The organism is Thalassospira sp. MCCC 1A02898 (assembly GCF_001618185.1).
In the GTDB taxonomy this organism is placed as follows: domain Bacteria; phylum Pseudomonadota; class Alphaproteobacteria; order Rhodospirillales; family Thalassospiraceae; genus Thalassospira; species Thalassospira tepidiphila.
This window is the reverse complement of the sequence record NZ_LPXK01000010.1, coordinates 379,811-401,233: the sequence shown is the minus strand read 5'-3', so window position 1 is coordinate 401,233 and position 21,423 is coordinate 379,811. Positions and strand designations below refer to the sequence as shown.

The following is a 21,423-nucleotide window of genomic DNA, read 5'->3' as shown; positions in this document are numbered from 1 at the left end:
GAGGATATTGGTATGGACAATCCGTTTGCGGGACTAGACATAGCGATTCTTGATGATTTTAGGGAGAAAATTGATACCTATGTTCAGCGCCGAGAAGGACAGCGCGCGTCTCCCTTGAATCAACCGTTCAATCGAAATGTAGACATTTGGTTTTTCGCAATCATGTTGGCTGTTCAAAATGGCCTTAAGCCAACTGAAGTTAAGGGTAAAACGTACAAGGCAGCGGAAGGCGTGGTTATCGGCTCGGACAGTTGGCGGCCAACTGCGTTGACCCTTCTTGCTATTGCAGAGAGCGAAGACCCGAATATTGTTGATCGAGCCGGGGATATGATGAGAATAGCAAATAGCTATGCTAACGCGGGGTTTCCTTTGCTTTTCTCAATGCTTGACAGTCGAGGTGATGACACTGCGCTTGATTACTTGTGTGATGAAGTTGAAAAATTTGTTCGCTAATGAGCCCATTCGTATTCGATTTGCCCAAGAGCGAGATTTAGCTCTCAATTGAGTAGAAAGACGATACCGATTGAGTGTTTTGCTATCGGGTATATAATATTGGTGTAACCTACGGATCATCGGTTTTCGGTGATCCCGTATTTTACTTGTGGCAAGTTAGGCACCCTTTCGATTGGCCAAAGATATCGTCGATATCGATTTCCTCATCGTTTAGTCTAAGTGGATTGATTTGGTGGCGCAATTTTGCCCTCTCAAGTCGTTTTTGATAGTCCTGCTTTATTTGCTTGATTCGTTGAGGTTGCATCATCTCTTCAAGAGATTCACCTTGTGACCAAGTAAACGGGGAGCCGTTTTCAACGGCATCCTTCTCATATGATTTCGCTTCTTCAAATGCGTCAGGATGTTGTTCCTTGAGCCGCACCCATTCTATTTTCTGCTGATAAAAGCAGAAGGTGCAGCCGCTGCGAGAGCGCCAGTCGTAATACTTTGGCAAGCCTAGTCCCGACGCATCGAGGAGATCAATTACACCTGGTTTATCAATCCCGGCTTCCTTGAAGGGCAATCTAACCTTCAGCCGCTCGTGTTTTGAGCTGTAGCCTTCGCGATATTCCTCATCCGCCCTGATTGCGACGTAGCTGTAGACTGTGGCCCCATCTGCTAGGATTGGGCGAAGCCAATGCTCGAAGGGGCGGAGTTTAAGTTGCCTGGTGCACCAGCGCGTTTGCGGTGACGGAAGGAAATTATTGTATTGTTTGAGCCAGAAATCGAAGTCGCGATCAGGGTTTAGGTAAAGGATAGATTTGCCCAAAAAACCTTCAAGACGCCCAAGAAATTCATAAACTTCAGGCAATTCTTTGCCGGTGTCCGTGAAGAAATATTCTATGTCCAGTTCGGGGTGATGTTGGCGCATATAGACTGCAAGGGCGGCGCTATCTCTTCCTCCCGACAGGCCTAGGACGTGTTTTTCTGATGAGTTCGTCACGAGACTACTCTTTCAGTTGGGGGTTCGTTGTTTTTACCGACATCTACCATGAAGCGCGAACTTAGCTCTGCTAGTGCTGCAAGCACCATCCTGCGCTTTCTGTAGTCGCTAGTATCAATGACGCTTTCAAGTTGAGAAATGATTTTGTCGATCTGCTCTCGCTCACCTTCAATTACTTCGAATTCCGCATGGAGGGGCGCAGGGCGACCATTTACGCCTACTACCACTGCCATGGCGTGACGTTTGTCAGAGCGTCCTTTGACACGAGCAAAGTTCTCTGACCGGATAAACTTTTGTGCGAGGTCGGCTATTTCAACTGATGCCCGATCCAGGTCAGGGTCAGTCCAATCTCTAGCGGGTTTGTTCGCTGCGAGACTTGTAATGCCCTCGACGTCTTCAACTGTTCCTTCAAACCGAGCTAGTCGACCAATGAAAGCGTTAAGGCGGAAGTCGCCGCTGATCTCGACGATGTTCTCTGCGCGTTCGCGTAATTCGCCCAATGCTTGTGGAGACTTATTGGGTACTTGCAGTTCAGCAAGCATAAGGTCCGTTAGGCGGACAAGCATTGACGGATATGAATCGACCAGTTCTTCAAGCCCGGCACGGACATCATTTACGACTGATTGGATCTCTGTTTCACTTTCCAGAGCGCCTCGTTCACCGAAAGCTGCTGGAATATCATCAAATAGGAACTTATTCGGGTCATTGGCAAGTTTGAACAGGTCGCGCACTCTTATGGCGTTCGCGGAAAGCTGTGTTGTGCGCTTGGTCCACGATTGAAGTCGGTCGAAAATTGCGATCAGTCCGCGCGCGACATCAATCGGTGCTAGATGTGTAAGACTGTTGCTTGTGTCGAGGTCCCGAACAACTTCCGCCATGCTTGAGAGCAGGCGTCTGGATAATACAGAGAGATCCATCCAACGCAGTTGAATCTCCTTTGCATCCTTTGCAAGAATTTCTACATCAATGTCTTTGAAGCGCGCTTGGAAAACACCCTCTCGGTATAGGGCAACCTGTTCACGTTGGGAAAGGATGAAGGCTACCGCAAGTATGGGCATAAGGCCGTCTTTTACGCCAAATGGCGGCTTCGACCAAAGATCATAAATTTCTGCCACGTTTACTGTGCGGTCGCCCGCTTGTTTGAGTAGTTCACTTGCAGCCTCCCACAGTAAATGAAGGCCGCAAGGGTCATTAGTATTTGAGGGCGAGCTAAACTCCCACCCTTCTCCATGGTCATCGTAGAGGCCTGTTGCCTCCAAAAGTGACGCGTAAAGGCCGCCTTCGGCAGGATATCCTTCAATACCTAGGCGCGGTGAGCCTTCTTTTGAGACCATCGCACGGAGCAAAGCGTTTTGCGCAGCAGTTGCATTGCTTGAGGGCTTAATGCGATTGAGAAGTTCATTGTTAAGTTTAGGGGAATTGGGATAGCGCGCAGCTGCGAGCTCTGAAGCAACATTGTTGAGTTCTGCATGTCGCCACTGTTGTGGCTCCCGGTCTTTTAGATACCAAGTGGCGTTATCGAGCGCGCGACGAATTTCTTCTTCAATTTGTCCCTGCAAGACAGCCTGGCGGGCTTGCAGCTCGCGTTGTGCCACGGCATCGCCCGCAAGGTCTGTGTGTTCTTCTTGCACTTCGTGAAGCGCAATCAGTTCTCGCGCGAAGTCTGTAATTGCCCAGGCTCTCTGTGACATGCCCGTCGCGACATCCCATTCTTTAGATCCATCGGCTGCTGCGCGACAAATCTCCTGGGCTTGTTCACTTGTTTCTCCTTCTGTAGGTATCGCTAATAGGAATTGACCTATTGTACCTGCATGAGGATGGTAGGTGCGAACTCGTTCTTTAAGGCTGTTCAAGGCTGTGACGCCAACGTTGAACCAACGTAGGGCTCCTGTTTCATGGTAGTGACGTTTTGCGAGGATTGGCTGCAGTCCTGCCAGCTTTTGCAGGGCAGTGAAATCCACTTCCCGAACGTGCTCTAGTGCTTCTTGCACCGCGCGGTCAATGTCGAAGTCACTGCCAGCGTATATCGTATAGGCGTCGGCGAACTTTCTGTATATGACAAGGGACCAGGACTTAAGCTGCTGGAGGGTTGCGTCAATCTGCGCTTTTGACGTTCCGTCTACACAAGCAGCGAGTAGCTCATTCGTTGGCACTAGACCGGATCTCTCCTTGAAGAGGTCAATGAGTGCTATTGCCTTCAATAGTTTAAGGTGGAGCTCATCGCCACCAAGCGCCTCGCAGCGCTCGATTGCTTCTGCTGCCATCGCCCATCTGTGACCGTCTGGTGAGGCGAGAATAGAGGGTTCCAAGTTGATACGCAGATAGTTCCAAAGGCGGTCGGGTTCGTAAAGGCTATCCTCGGTGTTGTGGCGAATGAAATCTTGAAAACCAGAAGGCTCTGCTGAATTAAGGAAGCCAAAAATGCTTCGTTGGTTTTGGCCAAAGCGGCGACGCGATATGGGGCCGAGCAAGCAAGTTGTGACGGGGTGTAAAGGCCAGCATCCCTCAAGGGTTTCTGCTAGATAGGTAGATGCTGCAGGGCGCTGACGTTTAATTTCCGACGCAACGACACACGCAATCTTTCCAGGTTCGGATGCGGTACGACCGTTTTCGATTGCACGTGAGATTAACTCTATCTGCTCTTCACCTGCAGCATTGACGGCGAGGTCAACAAAACGCCCTTGTATTTTCGACCATTCATCACGCACTTCGCGAGATAGGCGGTTGGCATACTCTTCGAAAGCTTGGTGAAGAATTCCAACTACAATCAATCGACCAGAACTACGTGACGCGGCTTCAGCGAGTAACTGAAATAGATAAACGTCAGCGCCTTCTTGAGCAGCGGACTCCAGGAACTTTCCCATTTCGTCAATGAAAAGGATCACGCCGCCATATGTGCGGGGTTTCGCATGCGCTAGTTCTGTTAGGGCTGAAACTACTGCGTCGTCGGTCCAGTGTCCTTTGGTCGATGGGCTGACCAGCCCCTGTTCTTGCAAGGTTTCCCCTATAACCGTTGCCGCGTCATCACGACGACCAACGATGGGAATGGTGCGCCATCCTTTTGTTTTGGGAGGCAAAGCAGCATAGATCTGTTTTGCTGCGGTCTTTCCAATCGACACTTCGGCCTTTTGTTTAAGTGCGCTATCGCCACCCAGTAGTGCGCTTAATGCAACGACAAGGCTCGACTTCCCACTTCCATATGGGCCGGTCCACGTAAAGGCGCCATGACCAGTTTCCGATACGTGTTGTCCGATAGAGAGCAATACCTCTATCGAGGACTTGGGGCAGACATAGCCTTCCAAAGCAGCCGCATCGTTGTAGTCTGAGTCGATACGGATAGAGCGTTGGAAGCGTCTTGCAACATATACGCTATCTTCGAGTGCCATCACGCAGCTGCCTTTGCTTTCTTAGGTTGATAGTCTGAGACGGCATAGTCGAGTGCGGTATCCTCTGCTAGAGACACTTCGCGAAATACTTGTTTGAGGCCTGCAGTTTCAGACCATCGGAAAGCGCCGTCAGTGAACTCCTCAAGATCAAGTAATCGATCAGCAATGTCGTTTTCGTCGAGAAGGAACGCGCGCCCCGGAGATCCGGGTTCATGAGCAATAGCCTCAAAAGACAATGTTTGTGCCGTTGAATAGTGTTTCCAGAAATTTATCAAAGCATACAAGAACACACCGTTCCCTAGGGTGGATTTTGGGCCACGGGCAAATCTGAAGCCATCTCGCTTGCCAACCGCTTTGATTAACCCTAACTCCGAAAGTGGGGATTCTAGTGTGTCTTCGGGCGAAGTCTTGCCAGAAGGAATCTTCGCAGCGTAGGTGCGGAGAAAACACTCTACATCACGCCTAACTGTAGTAGCAGAAACTCGTGGCCAAGCACGATCTTCCGCAACTTTTTCAAGGGCTTGAACAAGTCTCTCGCGTTCAAATGTTGCACCCGGAAAATTGTTGAAACTCCAATGCCAAGTGGTTTTTTCGGGTCGCCCTGCTAAATGCCAATGAATTAACCAAAGGCTTGCAGGATGCTCCATATACGGATCGAGCCCGTTCTTGCCAAAAATTTGATCTCCAAGCTCAGTGGTAGTCAGCTCGTTCGCGCTTTCGCCATCGGCGATAATGCCGCAGCAGGTCGCCCAATGACGCATCGAGGAGACCATATTCTTGCCAACCCCAAACCGCGCGATTGCATCTTCACTAGTGAAGACAGCTTTGCTGTTCGGATCTCCGGCACGCTCCGCGACCGCATCATAAGCCTTTTTTAGCCATCCGTAGCGTAACGGAAAGGTTTCGTGTCCGGAAAACTGAGGCTTATATGTGTCTTGAAAAATTGGGCCGCGTGGCATCGCTTTTTGTCCTGGATTGTTGATCCAGGTCGACATTAACGCATAAAATGTAGTAGGGTCAATTTCATTCCTGGAGATATCCTCCAGAAAGGCAGAGAACAAGCGCTCGTGTTATTAATTCGAGGTTGATTTGAAGTTAAGTATTTGATGTGTAAGTGCAAAATCACAACATGATATATCTTGATCACCATGCGACAACACCGCTCGACCCTAGGGTTCGTGAAGCTATGCAGCCCTATTTCGGCGAAAAATTTGGGAATCCCCATTCGTCGGACCATGCAGTCGGCTGGGAAGCTTCTAAGTCGATTGAAGTTGCAGCAGATGCAGTAGCTGCAATGATCGGTGCAGATGCAGATGAGATTATCTTCACATCTGGAGCAACCGAGGCCAATAACATGGCATTGTTGGGAGTTGCAGGGCATGCAGTTGGTGGGGCCCGAAATAGAATTCTACTAGGCGCTACGGAGCATAAATGCGTTCTTGAGGTGGGGCGTGTACTGGAGCGTCGGTTTGGGCTTAAGGTCAAAAGAATACCGGTAGACTCTGAAGGACGTCTTGATCTGAATTTCTTGGCTGCTGAACTTGACGAAGATGTTCTGCTAGTTTCTGTCATGGCTGTGAACAACGAGATTGGAACGCTGCAAGATATTTCTGAAATCGCGCGAATGACTTCTCAAGTCGGCGGTTTGCTACACTGTGATGCAGCGCAAGCACCTTGTGCGATAGAAATGTCAATGTTTGCAGACTGGGCTGACTTGCTAAGTCTATCTGCTCATAAGATGTACGGACCAATGGGGGTCGGCGCTCTGTTTATCAGGAGAGAGCTTCAGAGTAGAATCGAGCCACTTGTGCACGGTGGAGGGCAGCAAAATGGGTTGAGGTCTGGAACGTTGCCAACAGCTCTGTGTGTTGGGTTTGGTTGTGCAGCAAAGCTTGCCTCCAATGAACATTCCACTATTGAACGAGAAATTTTAGCATGTCGCAGAGACTTCCTTCTCGAGCGCCTTAGGACACTGCCGTATCCTAATTGGATAAATGGTCCAAACAATCCAAAGTACCGCCATCCTGGCAACATCAATATTGGCTTCAAAGGGGTTGTTGCTGCTGATCTTTTAGGTAGGGTTCAACCAAATCTTGCAGCAGCAACCGGGTCAGCCTGTACAAGCGGGATTCCCGAACCATCGCACGTGCTTCGAGCAATAGGCCTAAGCGATGACGAAGCCGGGGCATCTATAAGGCTTAGCGTGGGCAGATATTCGACTGAAGACGAGTTGGCTGAGGCTGCTCATATTCTAGGGGCTGCATTGGAGAAGACATTTAGCGAGACCTCTTCAATATTCGCATAGATCGTCGCATCTCTTCAGCGTTGTTCGATATGTCATAATGAGAGTTCATGTATGCTGAGTTGAATATTCAGCTGATAGTTCTTGCGATAGTGAGGCAGTTAAAACGTTAAGATGGCTAGGGATAGCTTAGATGTCTTACTCTAGCTCAGTGTGCCTAAGGCTATGTTTTTTTCTGGAGTGGATGTTTGGGAATGGGGCTGTACCGGCTTACCCGAAAAAACACCGAGCATCTCACGATGTGCAATGATTAGTACCATTGCGAGCGGATCCTGAGATGATTCCATCAGAAGAAACGCCTTCCAATTCCGCAAAGCTCTATTGGTCATACTTGGCTGCTGATGTATGAATCTCCGAGCGCTGAGATAGCGTCGCCAGAGAAGCGAAGTGTTGTGATTTCGAACGAGCGGTCGAGGCTTGTAGCTTCGATCTAACTTGGTTCGGTATTTGCCTTCTTTGGTTAATCCGGTTTGCCGCACCTCAAACATCCCAAACCGCTCTTCCATTTTGTTCTTACTACAAGATCGATCTAGCTGACTGGCTTTCATTGCCTGATCATCTGGGCTCATCAGCACCATGCCATTGCCGCGCAACTTGAGGCTGATGTCATATCTAGCCAGAACCTCGTGCGATTCCTGCCAATTTGTCGCGTTCCCCAAACCTTCCAATATTTCCTCACGATGTTTCAACACATGCCTCTGGAATGATTCCTGCCAGGTATGGGCCTCATAGTTTCGAGCTGCAGGGGACAGCTTGTTTGGATCACGCTCCTTGCCATCGGTCATGCCAGGATCGATGGCGAGACCGTGTTTCCTCTCCATTTCGCGCGAGACCTTGGCAAGGATATTAAAGTCCCTATGTGGTGTGATCACCTTGAGCGTTTCCGGATGCACCTTGTTAAAGGCGATGTGCATGTGGAAATTATCGGTGTTGATATGCGTTCCCGCCACACGCTGATGATCGCCGTAGCCAAGTGCCTTGGCATATTCCGCCTCGATGGCCATCAGATCATCCTTTGTCAGTTTGTCTTGCTCGCCAGGACGAAATGAGATGACAAGATGATAGGTTTTGTCGGCAATATCAGGTTTCAGTCGTCGAACCGCTTCGATCTCCAGAAGGGCCAGATCAAGATCCTCGATATTTGTGCCGGCATCGCAATTGCGGATCCAGAACTGATGGAGTTTCTCGCCTTTTTCCTCGGCGGCTGCGATGTATTCCCCAAGGCGCGTGTAATTATCCGGCACCCCTGACTTTTTGCCAATCTTGGTCGCGATCATGACTTGGCCTGTTTGCGAATGCCTGGCTGAAGCTGATCACGGATCTCGCCAATGGCGGCTTTGAGCTCTGCCTGTGTTTCTTCAATATCGCGGATCAGATCATCGAACTTTTTGAGAAGGTCTGCTGAAAGCGGTTCATCAAGGGCGAGTTTGAAGAGGTTCCCGAGCATTGCCTGGTCAGCGTTGACCTTGAGCAAATCTCGAATGCCTTGCCATGCGGCGAAGTCGCTGGCACTGGGCAGCTTGGTATTCATCAACAAGCGTTTGAGCAGTTCAGAGCGGGACAGACGCATCTGATGGGCAAGCTGATCAATGCGCTCTTTCTCTTCGTCGTTCAGATAGGTTTTTATGACGTGGCGTTCGGTGGCCATGGCATGGTTCCAGTCTCGATAAAAAGGTGCCGGTGGCATTCATTCCGCCACCGGCCCAAGGGATGCAAAGCTGGATCAGGCGTCCAAGCTGGCGGTCTGCTGCTCGCGTCCCCGTGTTCTGGATTTGGCCTTCGGTTTACTTAGGCCGAGCTGCTCGGTGACAAGACCTTTCAAGGCCTCAAGACCACGTTCCTGATAAATGTCGTTAAAGTCGGTCAGGCCTTTGGCTTTTTCATCCTCATTTAGATCTGGACGCAGGATCTTCGCCCCGGTCAGCTCAGATGCTCGCTCAGCGCCCTTGATCCCGGCATTGATCTGCTTGGCATGATCGTCATCGGCGGCAATTACCAGGGCGCGATCCGGATGCTTCTTGTGAAGGGCCTCGGCCACCGGGGCGAGATTGCCGGAATCGAGCGCAACAACGACCGTCAGCCCGCTGGCCATATGCAAACTTTGGCCCGTTGAATAACCTTCAGTGACGATCATCGGACCCTTGGGGTCACCTCCGATCACATGCATCAGGCCGCGCTTCTTCCCGTCCTTGAGATACATTTTAGTACCATCGGGATGGATGGTCTGGATGTTCTCGATAAAGCCTTTGTCATTGGCCATCGGCATCAGAAGGTTGCCCGCTTGATCAATGCGCAGATCGCCTGCAGGAACCTGCTTGGTTTGCAAATAGGCGTGATTGGTCGGCGCGGGGGCGGCGTTCTGGAAAATCCCGTAGGCGCGTTTGGCGACAGCCCGATATTGCGCGCGGAGTTCCTGTTCCTGGGCTGCCTTGCGAGCCGCTGTTTCGGCTCTCGCCTCTTCCAGCTCCTTGGGATCGATCTTGGTGCCGGTCGCAACCCATTTGACCGGATCTTGCCCGGACTTGTAATTGGTTATGTTGCCTGCCGGGAGACCTTCGAGGAACCCGCGATAAGATCCACTTTTCTGGCCCTTGCGATCTCCCTCGACGGCAACCCGATGCCACTTGGCAGCCTAAGCATATACTCAGTGTAATCCGACTAAAAAAGGGGGCGAAAATCCGCGATAGATATTTGGTGAGCTCTAATAATGCTTGTATCAATACGCTTGCTCTGAGAAGAATGAGGTAATCGAACGAGCTACAGTTGTCTGTTGGGGGTTCGCCATTATACAAGCATGATGCCTTCGTCGTTGAAGCAAATGCATATGTCGATAAGTCATTCTTTGGGAAAAGGGCCTTTTTAGTACAATGCTTATGAGCTGGAAGAAAAAATGGGTTAAGTATTTTGGAACCCTAGAAGAAAAAGAGCGATTCAATACCATCAAGCGAGCAAGTTACGCTCACGGCATGATCAAGGCTGCTCTGTATGCACGAGAGATTGGCGTGTCGTCTATTTCTGCTATTGAGTTTGGGGTTTCGACCGGTGGCGGTCTGATGGCTATGGAACGTATCGCGCGGTTGATCGAAGATGAGTACGGTATCAAAGTCCATGTTGTTGGATATGATAATGGTAAAGGCCTGCCTGATCCGGTCGATTATAAAGATCACCCGGAAATTTGGGGAAAAGGCGATTTCGTTATGTTCAACAAGGATCAACTGCTCGAAAATGTAAAAGACGCAGAAATCGTTTTCGGGGACGTTAAGGATACGGCGGGTGAGCGGGAGGGGTGGTATCGATCAAATCCTATTGCCTTCATCTCAATTGATGTTGATTACTATTCATCGACGATGTCCTGCCTTGAGGCCTTGAAATTCCATCCGGATTGTTATTTGCCGGCAGTGAGCATGTATTTTGATGACATCTCTTTCTTTACAGCAAATCGCTGGTGTGGTGAGTTGCTTGCAATTGATGATTTCAACGCAGCAAACGAAAAACGTAAAATTGATATTGATCGGACATTGCCTGGCAACCGCCCTTACCAAAACGTAGGTTGGTACCGAAACATGTATGTTGGTCACATTTTGGATCATACCTTGAGGTCTGTCGAACAATAGATATCTTGTTTTGGGCAGCGGGGGGATAAACTTCTAACCCCGGAAATATCGAAGGCTCGCCATTAGGCGGGCCTTTTTGCATTCTGGGTGGGGTGAGGGCAAAGGGAACGCTCATAACTTGAAGGCTGAGAGCGTTCAAAAAACGTGCCAGTGGCACGTTTTTAGTCTGAAGGTCGAGCACGGCAAAGCCGCGCGCAGACTGCGCTGGTCCGGCACGCTCACTCCTCAACCACTCCATCAACAACCCCGGCCTCCATCAGCTCCGCCACCTCCGGAAACCAGATCCCTGAATGCGGGGCGAGGAAGACTTGCTTCAAGAAACCCTCGGCAATGCCCTGGCTGCGATAGAAGGTGATTTCCTTTTCCTGCTGGCCCTTGATGTCATAAAGCGGCACGGGGTAGTCGAGATCGATCTTGTATTGATGGAAGCCAAGCCGCCCATTGGGCCCAAGATAGCGTTTGGCACCGCCAATAAAGGCGGTCGTGCAGGCGGAGCTACAGGCTTCAAACACATAAGTGTCCAAACCCCGATTCCGGATCAGGAAGCCGACACCGCGCCCTTCATAGACATGCCCGCCATCACTGTGCAGGGCGATGCCGGTCACACCCGGATTTTCGTCAAGCAGGGCAGCCAAGCGCTGCGCCATACCCAGTGCAAAAGTGCCGGTGATGTGAATGCGGGTGTTATCCGGACTCAGTGTCAGCGCATACTGGCTGGCGCGGGCATCTTCAAGCTCCATCAGGTTGACCGGTATAAACCGCTCCGGGGCGAGGGCGCGGAAAGAGGCCGCGATGCTGAGTACGGTAAAGACCAGAGAAAGCCCAATCACCCCATAGGTCACAACGGTCCAGATATTGGCAAGAATGCTCGATTGAAGTTGGGTGGCGCGCAGCACCCCAACCACTTGCCAGACAAAAACAACGCCATGAAAAAGAAGAATAAACGCAACCGTCGCGATCAGTGCGGGAATGCGGTCTGAGATATAGGGTGGGAGCGTATAGCGGTCGGCAAACAGGATCAGAGCCCGGATCAGGATCAGGTTGATGCACAGCGCGAATAGGAGTGCGTGCTTTCCTTGCCAGTGATCCCGGATATATAGCAAGTGATTTTTCCTGTTGGGGTTGCAGATAATAGACCAAGTGCTTTTTTTTAGGGAAAAAGTGCTTCTGGTTATCATTATGATTTTATGTGATGTCTTGAATCGGCAAGTCAACCCAAAGTAGATATTTGGAGTTCAAGGGGCGAGCGGGCGACTGTGTATTAGGGAACTTAAATTTAATGTGACGTCAAAGATGACGTATGCTACCATAAGTTGTTTAGTTTCCGTGACGGAGGGGGAGAGCGCTTGTGGCTAGCGTGGTAGAAAAAGAACGTTCGTGTGTCGTTCCGAGAGAATTTATGCAATTCAAATTGACGCCCGTGAAACACACACCTGATGAATGGCGAAAAATTGACGCAATCTATATTCCAACAATACTATCTAAGTGCATAGGTTTTGACGGATTTTATCAAGATCTCCAGAAATTTGCTAGGAATGTTATTGTTATCGGAAATTCAAATTCAGCAATTACGCTGCCGGATTCAGTGCTATCTCTGCTTGGTAGTGCAGATGAATTTGCCCAAGGGTTTGAAACATTTCATCATGACCTCATAGGCATGAAAAGTAGCAATAATCCATCTTTAGTACATTCTGTTTCATATGATCTGCCCGCAAAAAGAAATTTTGCACTTTGTCACGCAAGAAAAAATGGTTTTACCGAAGTTATGCTACTTGATGATGATATTTATATTGAAGAAAGAATGTTTCGCAAAGCAGTGTATTTATTAAGTGAAGGTTTCTCCATGGTGGGGTTCTATGTTTTGGATTTTCCAGATATTTCAACAATTGATCATATTAATAGAATTACAACAGAAAAGAAAACAGGTGTTAGTGTCGCAGCAAATTGCATCTTAATTAAGGTGCCGGATGTTAGAGGGTTTTTCCCTTACGTTTACAATGAAGATTGGCATTTTATTTATGTTTCCAATTTTCACGTGCGCAAGGCGGCAGCTGGTACCGCATACCAATTGCCGCATCGGCCTTGGTTGCAGCGTGGGCGTGTCGCATTTGAGCAATTTGGCGATGTCTTGGCTGCGGGGATTAAAAGGAATCTGATATCAAGTCGCGAGCCTCTTGAGGGGGAAAGGCATTTTTGGTCATTAATAAGAGATGAGTACAGTCAACTGCTTGATAGCCTCTTGTCTCATTCGTCTATCAGCAGGACTCATTTGAAAGCAGTCGTGGAGGCGAAAGCGGCTCTCGATCTGTTTGGTGTGGATGACTTGTTGAAATTTATTCAGTCGTACGTCAAGGAAATAGAAGGAGTGTAGTAATGGAGGATAATAAATGTTTTTTTCACGAAGTTGATGGTTGCAAAATACCAGTAATATTGTCGCGTGCAAATAATGAAAACAATAATCGTCACGAGCCGCTGTTGATAATGTGTCACGGCATTTCGACGGATAAAAATGAATACTTGAATTTTCTGGTCACGATGGAGAAAAGTTTAAACGAGGTAGGTGTGTCTACCTTAAGGTTTGATTTCCGAGGGCATGGAGAGAGCAACTTATCACCAAGTCATTTTTCGATTTCTTCTCAAATATTCGATTTGTTTAATGTAATTCATTGGGTAAAGGATAAGATCCCAAACAGCCGCATATCGTTGTTTGGTATCAGTTTTGGCGCACCACCTTGTATCATGATTGATAGGTGGTTGGGAAATGAGGTGCTGGGTAAGCGCTTTCTTCTAGCGCCAGTTCTTGATTATAACCGTACGTTTCTGAACCCAGAGACAGCTTGGGGAAGAGAGAACTTTTCGCCGGAGCGGCAGATGGATGCCATGCGCGGTAATCCGGTCTACCTAAATGACGATTTTTACATGACTGGTCGGCTCTTTTCTGAAATGGCGTCCATTAACATTTTATCTAACTTTCTGTTGTGCAAAGGAACAGTGTCGATCTTCCATGGAGATGAAGATGATATGGTTCCAATTGATATTTCTCGGGACATTTCTAGAGCAGTACAGCGCGCGGAATTAACGAGCTTTGGTGGCATGGAGCACGGTTTTACTGCAAAAGGTGATGAAACAGGAAAGTCAAAGGAAACGCTTAGAAATGTCGGTAAAATGGTATCCCTAATTGAAAGTGGTATAAAAAATGGGTGTTAGAAGTATTCACGAAACTGCTGTAATAAATGCACCATTACGTTTGTTATCGGGTTGTGTTGAGTCAAAAATGGCACCAACTGTCAATACTGTGTTGCCTGAAGTATGTTTTATCGGTCCATATTGTGTTGTCGGCACAGGTGTCACTATCGGCGAAAGGGTCGTGTTGGATAGTTACACATCCGTTGATCCTGGTGTGATTATTGGAGATGATACAATAGTGATCTATCGCGCATCAATTGGCGGAGGCGCGAAAATTGGGAAAAACTGTGTAATTGGTGGATTTATTCCTGAAAACACTGTGATTGGGGATCGGTCGCGGATACTGGGCACCCTTACTCATTTGCATAGTGACGCTTCAATGGACTGGGATCATCATGAAGATTCAGAAGATTCCCCTGTTGTGGAGAGTGACGTTTTCGTCGGCCTTGGTGCCCTTGTTGTTGGCGGAGTAAAGCTGGGGCGTAAGTCTTATATCTGTGCTGGTGCTGTTGTAAATTCGGATGTGCCAGAAAAGCATATTGTGTCTCGTGGCGGGAAAGTAATTCACTATAGAGAGTGGAATGGAAAGCTTCGACACAGTCCTTTCTTCTTGGGGTGAGAAATGCAGTTTTTGTTCACAGCATTTGGTTTACACAATCCATTTCTAAGTATTCCTCTCCCAGACCACGCTGTTTTTCCCTTGGCAAAAGAGATTCGCGGAGAGTTGGACCTAGACTATACAGCGTTGATGATTGGCAACAGTTTTATCATGGACGCACAAGCGTTTGATTTCGTAGTGTCTGGGCAGCGCGAGTTTCTGTCACCGATGGCTGATACTCTTATCAGACTCAAGACTGAAGGTCTGCTAAAGACAATTGATTATAATGAGATCGTCGACGATAAAATTCCAGAAATCAAAAAAAAAGTTGAGCTGGCTTTGGAGGATCCGATCCCCTGGTTTCGTGTCGTCCAAGCGCAGTGGAGAGCGCTTAAAGACGAGTTCTCTTCTTTTCATGAACTTTATGGTTCTGAAGAAAACGAAGAAACAAACACGGTACATTCGGGGGTTCTTCAATATGTCAATGAGTGTGGAAATGTTGGCAGAGAGAAATTACTCACGCATTTGAATGGTTTACTAGAGCGTAAGCGCTCTCGTTATAGTCAGTCGGATGTCGGCCATATAAAGGAAATTGTTAAGCCACTGATTGCTCAAATTTTTATAAACGATTTGATTCGCAATCAGGTTGGTAGTCCATTTCTCGACTGGGATGATGCAAAGGGTTACTACGAAAAGCTATATGCGTTGAGTTGGCGGGATAATGTGGATAATTTGGAGTTGTTGCGACAGGCTAATCTTTTATTTGATGCCGTAATTCCGGATTTAAAGCCAAACAATATTGATGCGGTTATTCGATTTATTCGAGATGACAAAGCCGTTGATTCAATGAGATCAGAGCTAAACAGTCTTCTCGAAGCAGGGGAAACAATATCGAAAGATTTTTTCATTAAATATTCCAATAAGGTAGTTCAAAGAGAATTGGCTTTGAAATCGAAGATGAAGAAATATCGTTTTTGGGGAGCTGCAATAACTTCGCTAATTCCGGGAGGTGGAGTCGCGCAGGAACTAGGAGTAGCGGCCGCAGAAGAAAAAATAGAAGATTTAGTTTCAGATGTTAGTACGTCCAAAATGCGTTGGTACTATGCTCTACAGAATGAAGCGTACCGAAAGTAGGGTGATCACTTATCAATCTTCATCAAGTATAAAAATCAGAAAGTTTTCTATATTTGTGGGTCGAGAAATATAGAAATATTTAACCTCAATCTCCTTCTGATTTGCATACCTTTTAAACATAAAAAACACCCCCGGCCATCCGACCGGGGGTGTTCTCACATCAAAGCCCTAAAGCTCCAAATCACATCAAGGCCATCAGCCCCTCACGCCAGATCAAAGCGATCAGCGTTCATGACTTTGGTCCAGGCCGCGACGAAGTCCTTGACGAACTTCTCGTGGTTGTCGTCCTGGGCGTAGACTTCGGCGTAGGCGCGCAGGATGGAGTTGGAACCGAAGACCAGATCCACGCGGGTGGCGGTGAATTTGGTTTCGCCGGACTTGCGATCAACGATGTTATACAGGTTGTCGCCCGCCGGTTTCCAGCTGTAGCCCATGTCGGTCAGGTTGACGAAGAAGTCATTCGTCAGAACACCTTCGCGGTCGGTGAAGACACCGTGTTTGGTGCCGCCATGGTTGGTGCCAAGGGCCCGCATACCACCGATCAGGCAGGTCATTTCATGAGCGGTCAGGCCCATGAGCTGTGCCCGGTCGAGCAGCATTTCTTCCGGTGAGACGACATAGTCCTTTTTCGACCAGTTGCGGAAACCATCCGCAAGCGGTTCGAGGACATCGAAGCTATCGGCGTCGGTCATTTCATCGGTTGCGTCACCCCGGCCCGGTGCGAACGGGACGGTGATGTTAACCCCGGCATCTTTTGCGGCCTTTTCAACCGCGGCCGTACCGGCGAGCACGATGAGATCGGCAATCGAGACTTTCTTGGCAAGGCCAGCCTGGAAGTCTTCGAGTGCTTTGAGAACCTTGGCAAGGCGTGCGGGTTCGTTGCCTTCCCATTCCTTCTGCGGGGCCAGGCGAATACGTGCGCCGTTGGCACCACCACGACGATCCGACCCACGGAAGGTGCGCGCACTGTCCCACGCGGTGTTGATCAGATCGGTCGGGGAAACGCCAAGACCGAGCAGCTTGGATTTGAGATCGGCGATCTCGGAGTCCGAGAGGGTGTAGTCAACTGACGGGATCGGGTCCTGCCAGATCAGGTCTTCTTTCGGCACATCCGGGCCGAGATAGCAGGCCTTCGGGCCCATATCACGGTGGGTCAGTTTGAACCATGCACGGGCAAAGCAATCGGAGAAGTATTCAAAGTCGTTATTGAATTTCTCGATGATGGCGCGATAGGTCGGGTCCATCTTCATTGCCATGTCGGCATCGGTCATGATTGGCATGCGGCGGATCGACGGATCTTCAACGTCGACTGGCATGTCTTCTTCTTTAATGCCGATCGGTTCCCACTGGTTGGCACCGGCCGGGCTTTTCTTGAGCTCCCACTCATAACCCAGCAGCAGCTTGCAATAGCCGTTATCCCACTTGGTCGGGTGGGTGGTCCAGGCCCCTTCGATGCCTGAGGTCACGGTATCGCGGCCAATGCCACGCTTGGTGTGGTTCATCCAACCAAAGCCCTGTTCATGGACATCGGCGGCTTCGGGTTCGGCCTCAAGCAGCGATGCATCGCCATTGCCATGCGTTTTACCAACCGTGTGACCACCGACGGTGAGGGCAGCGGTTTCTTCGTCATCCATTGCCATGCGGGCAAAGGTTTCACGCACCTGGGCGGCGGTCTTGAGCGGGTCTGGCTGACCATTGACCCCTTCCGGGTTCACATAGATCAGGCCCATCTGGACCGCGGCCAGCGGATTTTCCATGGTGTCGGGCTTGGAGACATCGTCATAACGATTGTCAGATGGTGCCAGCCATTCGCGCTCAGCCCCCCAATAGGTGTCCTTTTCCGGGTGCCAGATATCTTCGCGGCCACCGGCAAAGCCAAAGACCTTAAGACCCATCGACTCATAAGCCATGGTGCCGGCCAGAATGATCAGGTCAGCCCAGGAAAGCTTGTTGCCGTATTTCTTTTTGATCGGCCAGAGAAGACGGCGCGCCTTATCAAGGTTGGTGTTGTCAGGCCAGGAGTTCAGCGGGGCGAAACGCAGGTTGCCCTTGCCGCCGCCACCACGGCCATCGGCCAAGCGGTACGAGCCGGCAGAGTGCCAAGCCATACGGATCATCAGCCCGCCATAATGGCCCCAGTCGGCCGGCCACCAGTCCTGGCTGTCGGTCATGAGATTTTTGATGTCGGTCTTGACCGCTTCAAGGTCGAGCTTTTTGAATTCTTCGGCATAGTTGAAGTCTTCACCATAGGGGTTCACCTTGGTGTCGTGCTGGTGAAGAATGTCGAGATTAAGCGTCTTTGGCCACCAGTCGCTTACTGATTTGCCCGTCTCGGTCATGCCACCATGCATTACCGGACATTTCCCTGCGGTATGTTTTCCGTCCATTTTTTCTCTCTCCGTCGTGGCTGAGATGTTTTAAACAGCTCCTGGACCCGTATCGCGTGTATCGCGCGGTCGTGGGACGCGTTGATGTGTTGCGTCCGTTTGTTGTTTCTCCCTGACCTAGTTTAACCAAAACCGGCACGATGAAACCAGAAGTTATGCGTGACGGTTTCATGTTGAAGGTAATCATCAACTCAGGGATCGCAATGCGACACGGGGTAATCAATTTTGCGCAACGGGTTTCCCATCGCTTTGAGAAGGCTAACAACGATACAGGTAATAGGGGAAATAGTTATTTCATGTGTTTTCGATAGTTTTTATCGATGAATTGATTTGGGGTGGTGAAAGTGCCGGTTTTGGCCGGGGGGCGGTTGGGGCCGTGACATTTGCAATCAGTCGGGTAGACTGTGTTCGAGTTCACATTCTTAAGGCTTTAAACATGCGGGGTTTTCCTGATCCCGAATGTTGCCAGGCCAAATCATCGCCCCACAGAAAGCGGAAATCCCCATATGTCTCATTCTTCAAAAGGTGCCATCTATATGGCGGCAGCGGCCAATTTGCTGATTGCTGTGGCCAAGTTTGGCGGGGCGGCGATTACCGGATCAGCCGCGATGATGTCAGAAGGCATTCATTCGCTTGTTGATACCGGCAATCAGGGGCTTTTGCTTTTGGGCTTGAAGCTTTCAACCCGTGAACCCGATGAACGGCATCCGCTGGGCTATGGCAAGGAGACCTATTTCTGGTCGTTCCTGGTGGCGGTAATGATTTTTGGCCTTGGTGCAGGCGTTTCGATCTGGGAAGGGGTGGACAAGGTTATTCATCCGCATGCGCTGGATGTGCATGTGGTAGCCACCCTTGGCGGGTTTGATATCCGCACCTATCACGTGGTGTTTTCGATCCTGGTCATTGCGATTGTGCTCGAAGGCCTGGCGTTTCGCACGGCCTATATCACCTTCCGGGCACAGCATCCGAATGTGTCGCTGATCAAGGCGGTACGCAGCAGCAAGGACCCGACCGTATTCGTCATTTTGTTTGAGGACTCAGCCGCCCTTTTGGGGCTTGTTGTGGCGTGTGTCGGGATTGCGGCGGCGTATTTGCTTGAAATGCCGGTTCTTGATGGGCTGGCATCGGTGATGATCGGGCTTATTCTGGCGGTGACGGCCTTTATGCTGGCGGTTGAGTGCAAGGGGCTTTTGATCGGTGAAAGTGCCAACAGCCAAAGCCGCAAGAAGATCAATGATATGGTCGCGGCCATTCCTGGCATCCTTAAGGTCAACGAGATCATTACCCTGCATCACGGGCCGCAAAGCCTGATTGTGTGTGTCAGTGTTGATTTCGAAGATACGGTCACATCGGTCGCATTGGAGGCCGCCGTATCGCGGCTTGAAAGCGATATTCGCGCCGAAATTCCCGAAGTATCGAAAGTGTTTATCGAAGCACAGAACTGGCGCGCCCATCAGAAGATTCTCGATGAATTGGGCAGTGGCCCCGATGCCGCCCCCTTAACCCACCCGGTCTAAAGCTAGGTGCTATTGGCGTGTGCGCTGGTTGCAGTTGAACTGGCGTGCGCGAAATAGTATGAGGAATAAAACCAATAAGGAATTTCACGGGAAGGGATGCGTTCGAACATGACTAAAAAGATCTTCCCGAGCTGGATCGCGGTTGATTGGGGGACGTCAAACCTGCGCCTCTGGGCGATGGATGATACCGCGAACATCCTTGGTTCGGCGGAAAGTCCGCTGGGTATGAATGCGATTGCCAGCGACCCCAAACTTTCGTTCGAGGCGGTCCTGATCGGCTTGATCGAAGATTGGCTGGGCGCTGACCCGGCAAAGCTGCCGGTGGTGATTTGCGGCATGGCTGGCGCCAAGCAGGGCTGGATCGAGGCGCCTTATTGCGATGTGCCGGCACGGCCATCCGATCTGGCCAAGGGGGCGGTAACGCCAAATGTGAGTGATCCTCGTATTTCTGTTTTTATCCTGCCGGGGCTTTGTCAGCGCGGTGACCCTGATGTCATGCGCGGCGAGGAAACCCAGCTTGTTGGCTTTATGGCGCAGAACCCGGATTTTTCCGGTTGGGTCTGTTTGCCCGGTACCCATTCGAAATGGGCGCAGGTCGGCGATGGCAGCATCAAGGCATTTCGCACCTATATGAGTGGCGAGGTGTTTGCGTTGCTGTCACAGCAATCGATCCTGCGTCATTCGGTCGATGATGCCTGGGACAATGCTGCCTTTGCCGATGCGGTGCGCAAGGCATCCGAACAGCCAACCGCCTTCCTGCACAGTCTGTTTACCGTGCGGGCAGGGGCATTGGTGGCAAAGGGGGATGCATCTGTTGCGCCGGGGGCAGCGGTTTTGTCGGGTACGGTCATCGGGGCCGAGATTGCCGATGTGTTAGGTCGCCTTGCACCGGGGGATGACATTGCCCTGATCGGAGCAGGCAAGCTGGCATCGCTTTATCAGGCGGCCTTGGCGGTTCATAACCACAAGGCAACGCCGCAGGACGGGGCTGCGATTACGCTTGCCGGGCTGTCGCGTGCTTACGGCGTTGTGACGGGCTAAAGCATGTTGCATTTAATTCCCGATCTATTCGGCCCCGGATGCATGAAATGCAAGCGGGCTTAACAAACAGGAAGACAGTTATGGCTTATCCGACATCCGTCAATGATCAGATCACCGATAGCACCTCAGGTGCCGGGCATCGCAAACTGATCGCGATCCTGCGCGGCGTGCAGCCCCACGAGGCCGTTGATATGGTGCGCGCGCTGGTCGATGCCGGGATCACGATGATCGAGGTGCCGCTCAATTCCCCCGAACCGCTTAAAAGCATTTCTGCCATGAAAGAGGCGGTCGGGAATGCCGCGATGATCGGGGCGGGTACGGTTTTGACAACCGATGACGTTGCCAATGTGAAGGCGGCGAACGGTGAATTTGTCGTATCGCCCAACTGCGATATCGAGGTGATCGCCAAAACCAAGGAACTTGGTATGGGCTCCTGGCCCGGTGTTTTGACGCCCACCGAATGCTTTGCCGCGATCAAGGCCGGGGCAGACGGGCTTAAGATTTTCCCGGCCAGCATCATCGGTGCTGAGGGCATCAAGGCAATGCGCGCGGTCTTGCCAAAAGATGTGCCGGTTTATGCAGTTGGCGGTGTCGGCCCGGATGATTTTAGCGTCTATGCCAAGGCGGGCTGTGATGGCTTTGGCCTTGGTTCGGGCATCTATAAGCCCGGCATGACGGCGGGGGATGTGTCAAAGGCCGCCATCGCCTATGTCTGCGCGCATGATGCGGTGTTTGGCTAGGCTCATCTGGCGAGACCGCAAACTTCATCGGGATCGATAGCCCATATGCGATACCCGAGAACTCGGAAATCAGATGTTGTGAC

The 21,423-nt window shown here is 50.3% G+C and carries 19 protein-coding genes; 11 read left to right on the top strand and 8 right to left on the bottom strand.

Annotation, left to right across the window (positions count from 1 at the left end; translation table 11 throughout):
* Positions 1–12 precede the first annotated feature (12 nt).
* Positions 13–453: a hypothetical protein gene (locus tag AUQ41_RS10955; RefSeq protein ID WP_063088456.1), complete on the top strand. Its 441-nt coding sequence runs from the start codon at positions 13–15 to the stop codon at positions 451–453.
* 142 nt (positions 454–595) lie between these two features.
* Here AUQ41_RS10955 and AUQ41_RS10950 read toward each other — a convergent pair whose 3' ends face one another.
* Genes AUQ41_RS10950 through AUQ41_RS10940 form a run of 3 tightly spaced genes read right to left on the bottom strand, consistent with a single transcriptional unit; the run spans position 596 to position 5,882 of the window.
* The gene (locus AUQ41_RS10950; protein WP_063088455.1) at positions 596–1,435 is read right to left on the bottom strand and encodes a phosphoadenosine phosphosulfate reductase family protein; all 840 of its coding nucleotides are present in this window, start codon (positions 1,433–1,435) and stop codon (positions 596–598) included.
* Positions 1,432–4,821, bottom strand: coding sequence for a hypothetical protein (locus AUQ41_RS10945; protein WP_063088454.1), 3,390 nt, complete (start codon positions 4,819–4,821; stop codon positions 1,432–1,434). Before AUQ41_RS10945 ends, AUQ41_RS10950 begins: the two co-directional genes overlap by 4 nt.
* The gene (locus tag AUQ41_RS10940) at positions 4,821–5,882 is read right to left on the bottom strand and encodes a DUF4007 family protein (RefSeq protein WP_198155630.1); all 1,062 of its coding nucleotides are present in this window, start codon (positions 5,880–5,882) and stop codon (positions 4,821–4,823) included. Before AUQ41_RS10940 ends, AUQ41_RS10945 begins: the two co-directional genes overlap by 1 nt.
* A 68-nt stretch (positions 5,883–5,950) precedes the next feature.
* On the opposite strand from AUQ41_RS10940, the gene AUQ41_RS10935 reads away from it, so the two are divergent.
* Positions 5,951–7,126: a cysteine desulfurase family protein gene (locus AUQ41_RS10935; protein ID WP_063088452.1), complete on the top strand. Its 1,176-nt coding sequence runs from the start codon at positions 5,951–5,953 to the stop codon at positions 7,124–7,126.
* 140 nt (positions 7,127–7,266) lie between these two features.
* Here the strand turns inward: AUQ41_RS10935 and traI are convergent, their stop codons facing one another.
* From traI to AUQ41_RS10920, 3 genes are all read right to left on the bottom strand, one after another.
* On the bottom strand, positions 7,267–8,400 hold the full coding sequence (gene traI / locus AUQ41_RS10930; RefSeq protein WP_063088451.1) for a TraI/MobA(P) family conjugative relaxase: 1,134 nt from the start codon (positions 8,398–8,400) through the stop codon (positions 7,267–7,269).
* Positions 8,397–8,771, bottom strand: coding sequence for a ribbon-helix-helix protein, CopG family (locus AUQ41_RS10925; RefSeq protein ID WP_063088450.1), 375 nt, complete (start codon positions 8,769–8,771; stop codon positions 8,397–8,399). The genes traI and AUQ41_RS10925 overlap by 4 nt, the downstream gene beginning before the upstream one ends.
* A 75-nt stretch (positions 8,772–8,846) precedes the next feature.
* Entirely contained in the window at positions 8,847–9,389 is a 543-nt protein-coding gene (locus AUQ41_RS10920; protein WP_143588764.1) for a toprim domain-containing protein, read from the bottom strand.
* A 15-nt stretch (positions 9,390–9,404) separates the two neighbouring features.
* Between AUQ41_RS10920 and AUQ41_RS10915 the strand changes: the two genes are divergently transcribed.
* Together AUQ41_RS10915 and AUQ41_RS10910 are read left to right on the top strand one after the other, a co-directional pair.
* Positions 9,405–9,776 (top strand): hypothetical protein, encoded by a 372-nt coding sequence (locus AUQ41_RS10915; protein WP_143588765.1) that lies wholly within the window; start codon positions 9,405–9,407, stop codon positions 9,774–9,776.
* A gap of 220 nt (positions 9,777–9,996) precedes the next feature.
* Positions 9,997–10,737, top strand: a complete 741-nt coding sequence (locus AUQ41_RS10910) for a hypothetical protein (RefSeq protein WP_143588766.1) — start codon at positions 9,997–9,999, stop codon at positions 10,735–10,737.
* A gap of 218 nt (positions 10,738–10,955) precedes the next feature.
* On the opposite strand, the gene AUQ41_RS10905 is transcribed toward AUQ41_RS10910, so the two are convergent.
* On the bottom strand, positions 10,956–11,915 hold the full coding sequence (locus AUQ41_RS10905) for a hypothetical protein (protein WP_157092646.1): 960 nt from the start codon (positions 11,913–11,915) through the stop codon (positions 10,956–10,958).
* 170 nt (positions 11,916–12,085) lie between these two features.
* Here AUQ41_RS10905 and AUQ41_RS10900 point away from each other — a divergent pair, with 170 nt between their 5' ends.
* The 4 genes from AUQ41_RS10900 to AUQ41_RS10890 are packed head-to-tail and all read left to right on the top strand — an operon-like array spanning position 12,086 to position 15,655.
* The gene (locus AUQ41_RS10900; RefSeq protein ID WP_143588767.1) at positions 12,086–13,108 is read left to right on the top strand and encodes a hypothetical protein; all 1,023 of its coding nucleotides are present in this window, start codon (positions 12,086–12,088) and stop codon (positions 13,106–13,108) included.
* A gap of 2 nt (positions 13,109–13,110) precedes the next feature.
* Positions 13,111–13,944, top strand: a complete 834-nt coding sequence (locus AUQ41_RS10895; protein WP_063088444.1) for a S9 family peptidase — start codon at positions 13,111–13,113, stop codon at positions 13,942–13,944.
* On the top strand, positions 13,934–14,542 hold the full coding sequence (locus AUQ41_RS20550) for a DapH/DapD/GlmU-related protein (protein WP_083952898.1): 609 nt from the start codon (positions 13,934–13,936) through the stop codon (positions 14,540–14,542). The genes AUQ41_RS10895 and AUQ41_RS20550 overlap by 11 nt, the downstream gene beginning before the upstream one ends.
* Before the next feature lie 3 nt (positions 14,543–14,545).
* Positions 14,546–15,655, top strand: coding sequence for a hypothetical protein (locus tag AUQ41_RS10890; RefSeq protein WP_063088443.1), 1,110 nt, complete (start codon positions 14,546–14,548; stop codon positions 15,653–15,655).
* Between the two features lie 203 nt (positions 15,656–15,858).
* Here AUQ41_RS10890 and katG read toward each other — a convergent pair whose 3' ends face one another.
* On the bottom strand, positions 15,859–18,042 hold the full coding sequence (gene katG / locus AUQ41_RS10885; RefSeq protein WP_063088442.1) for a catalase/peroxidase HPI: 2,184 nt from the start codon (positions 18,040–18,042) through the stop codon (positions 15,859–15,861).
* Positions 18,043–18,548: 506 nt separating this feature from the next.
* Between katG and AUQ41_RS10880 the strand changes: the two genes are divergently transcribed.
* The 3 genes from AUQ41_RS10880 to AUQ41_RS10870 all read left to right on the top strand — a co-directional run bounded on the left by AUQ41_RS10880 (position 18,549) and on the right by AUQ41_RS10870 (position 21,340).
* Positions 18,549–19,559: a cation diffusion facilitator family transporter gene (locus AUQ41_RS10880; RefSeq protein WP_063088441.1), complete on the top strand. Its 1,011-nt coding sequence runs from the start codon at positions 18,549–18,551 to the stop codon at positions 19,557–19,559.
* A 108-nt stretch (positions 19,560–19,667) separates the two neighbouring features.
* On the top strand, positions 19,668–20,600 hold the full coding sequence (locus tag AUQ41_RS10875) for a 2-dehydro-3-deoxygalactonokinase (protein ID WP_063088493.1): 933 nt from the start codon (positions 19,668–19,670) through the stop codon (positions 20,598–20,600).
* Positions 20,601–20,680: 80 nt separating this feature from the next.
* On the top strand, positions 20,681–21,340 hold the full coding sequence (locus tag AUQ41_RS10870; RefSeq protein WP_063088440.1) for a 2-dehydro-3-deoxy-6-phosphogalactonate aldolase: 660 nt from the start codon (positions 20,681–20,683) through the stop codon (positions 21,338–21,340).
* Positions 21,341–21,423: the final 83 nt, after the last annotated feature.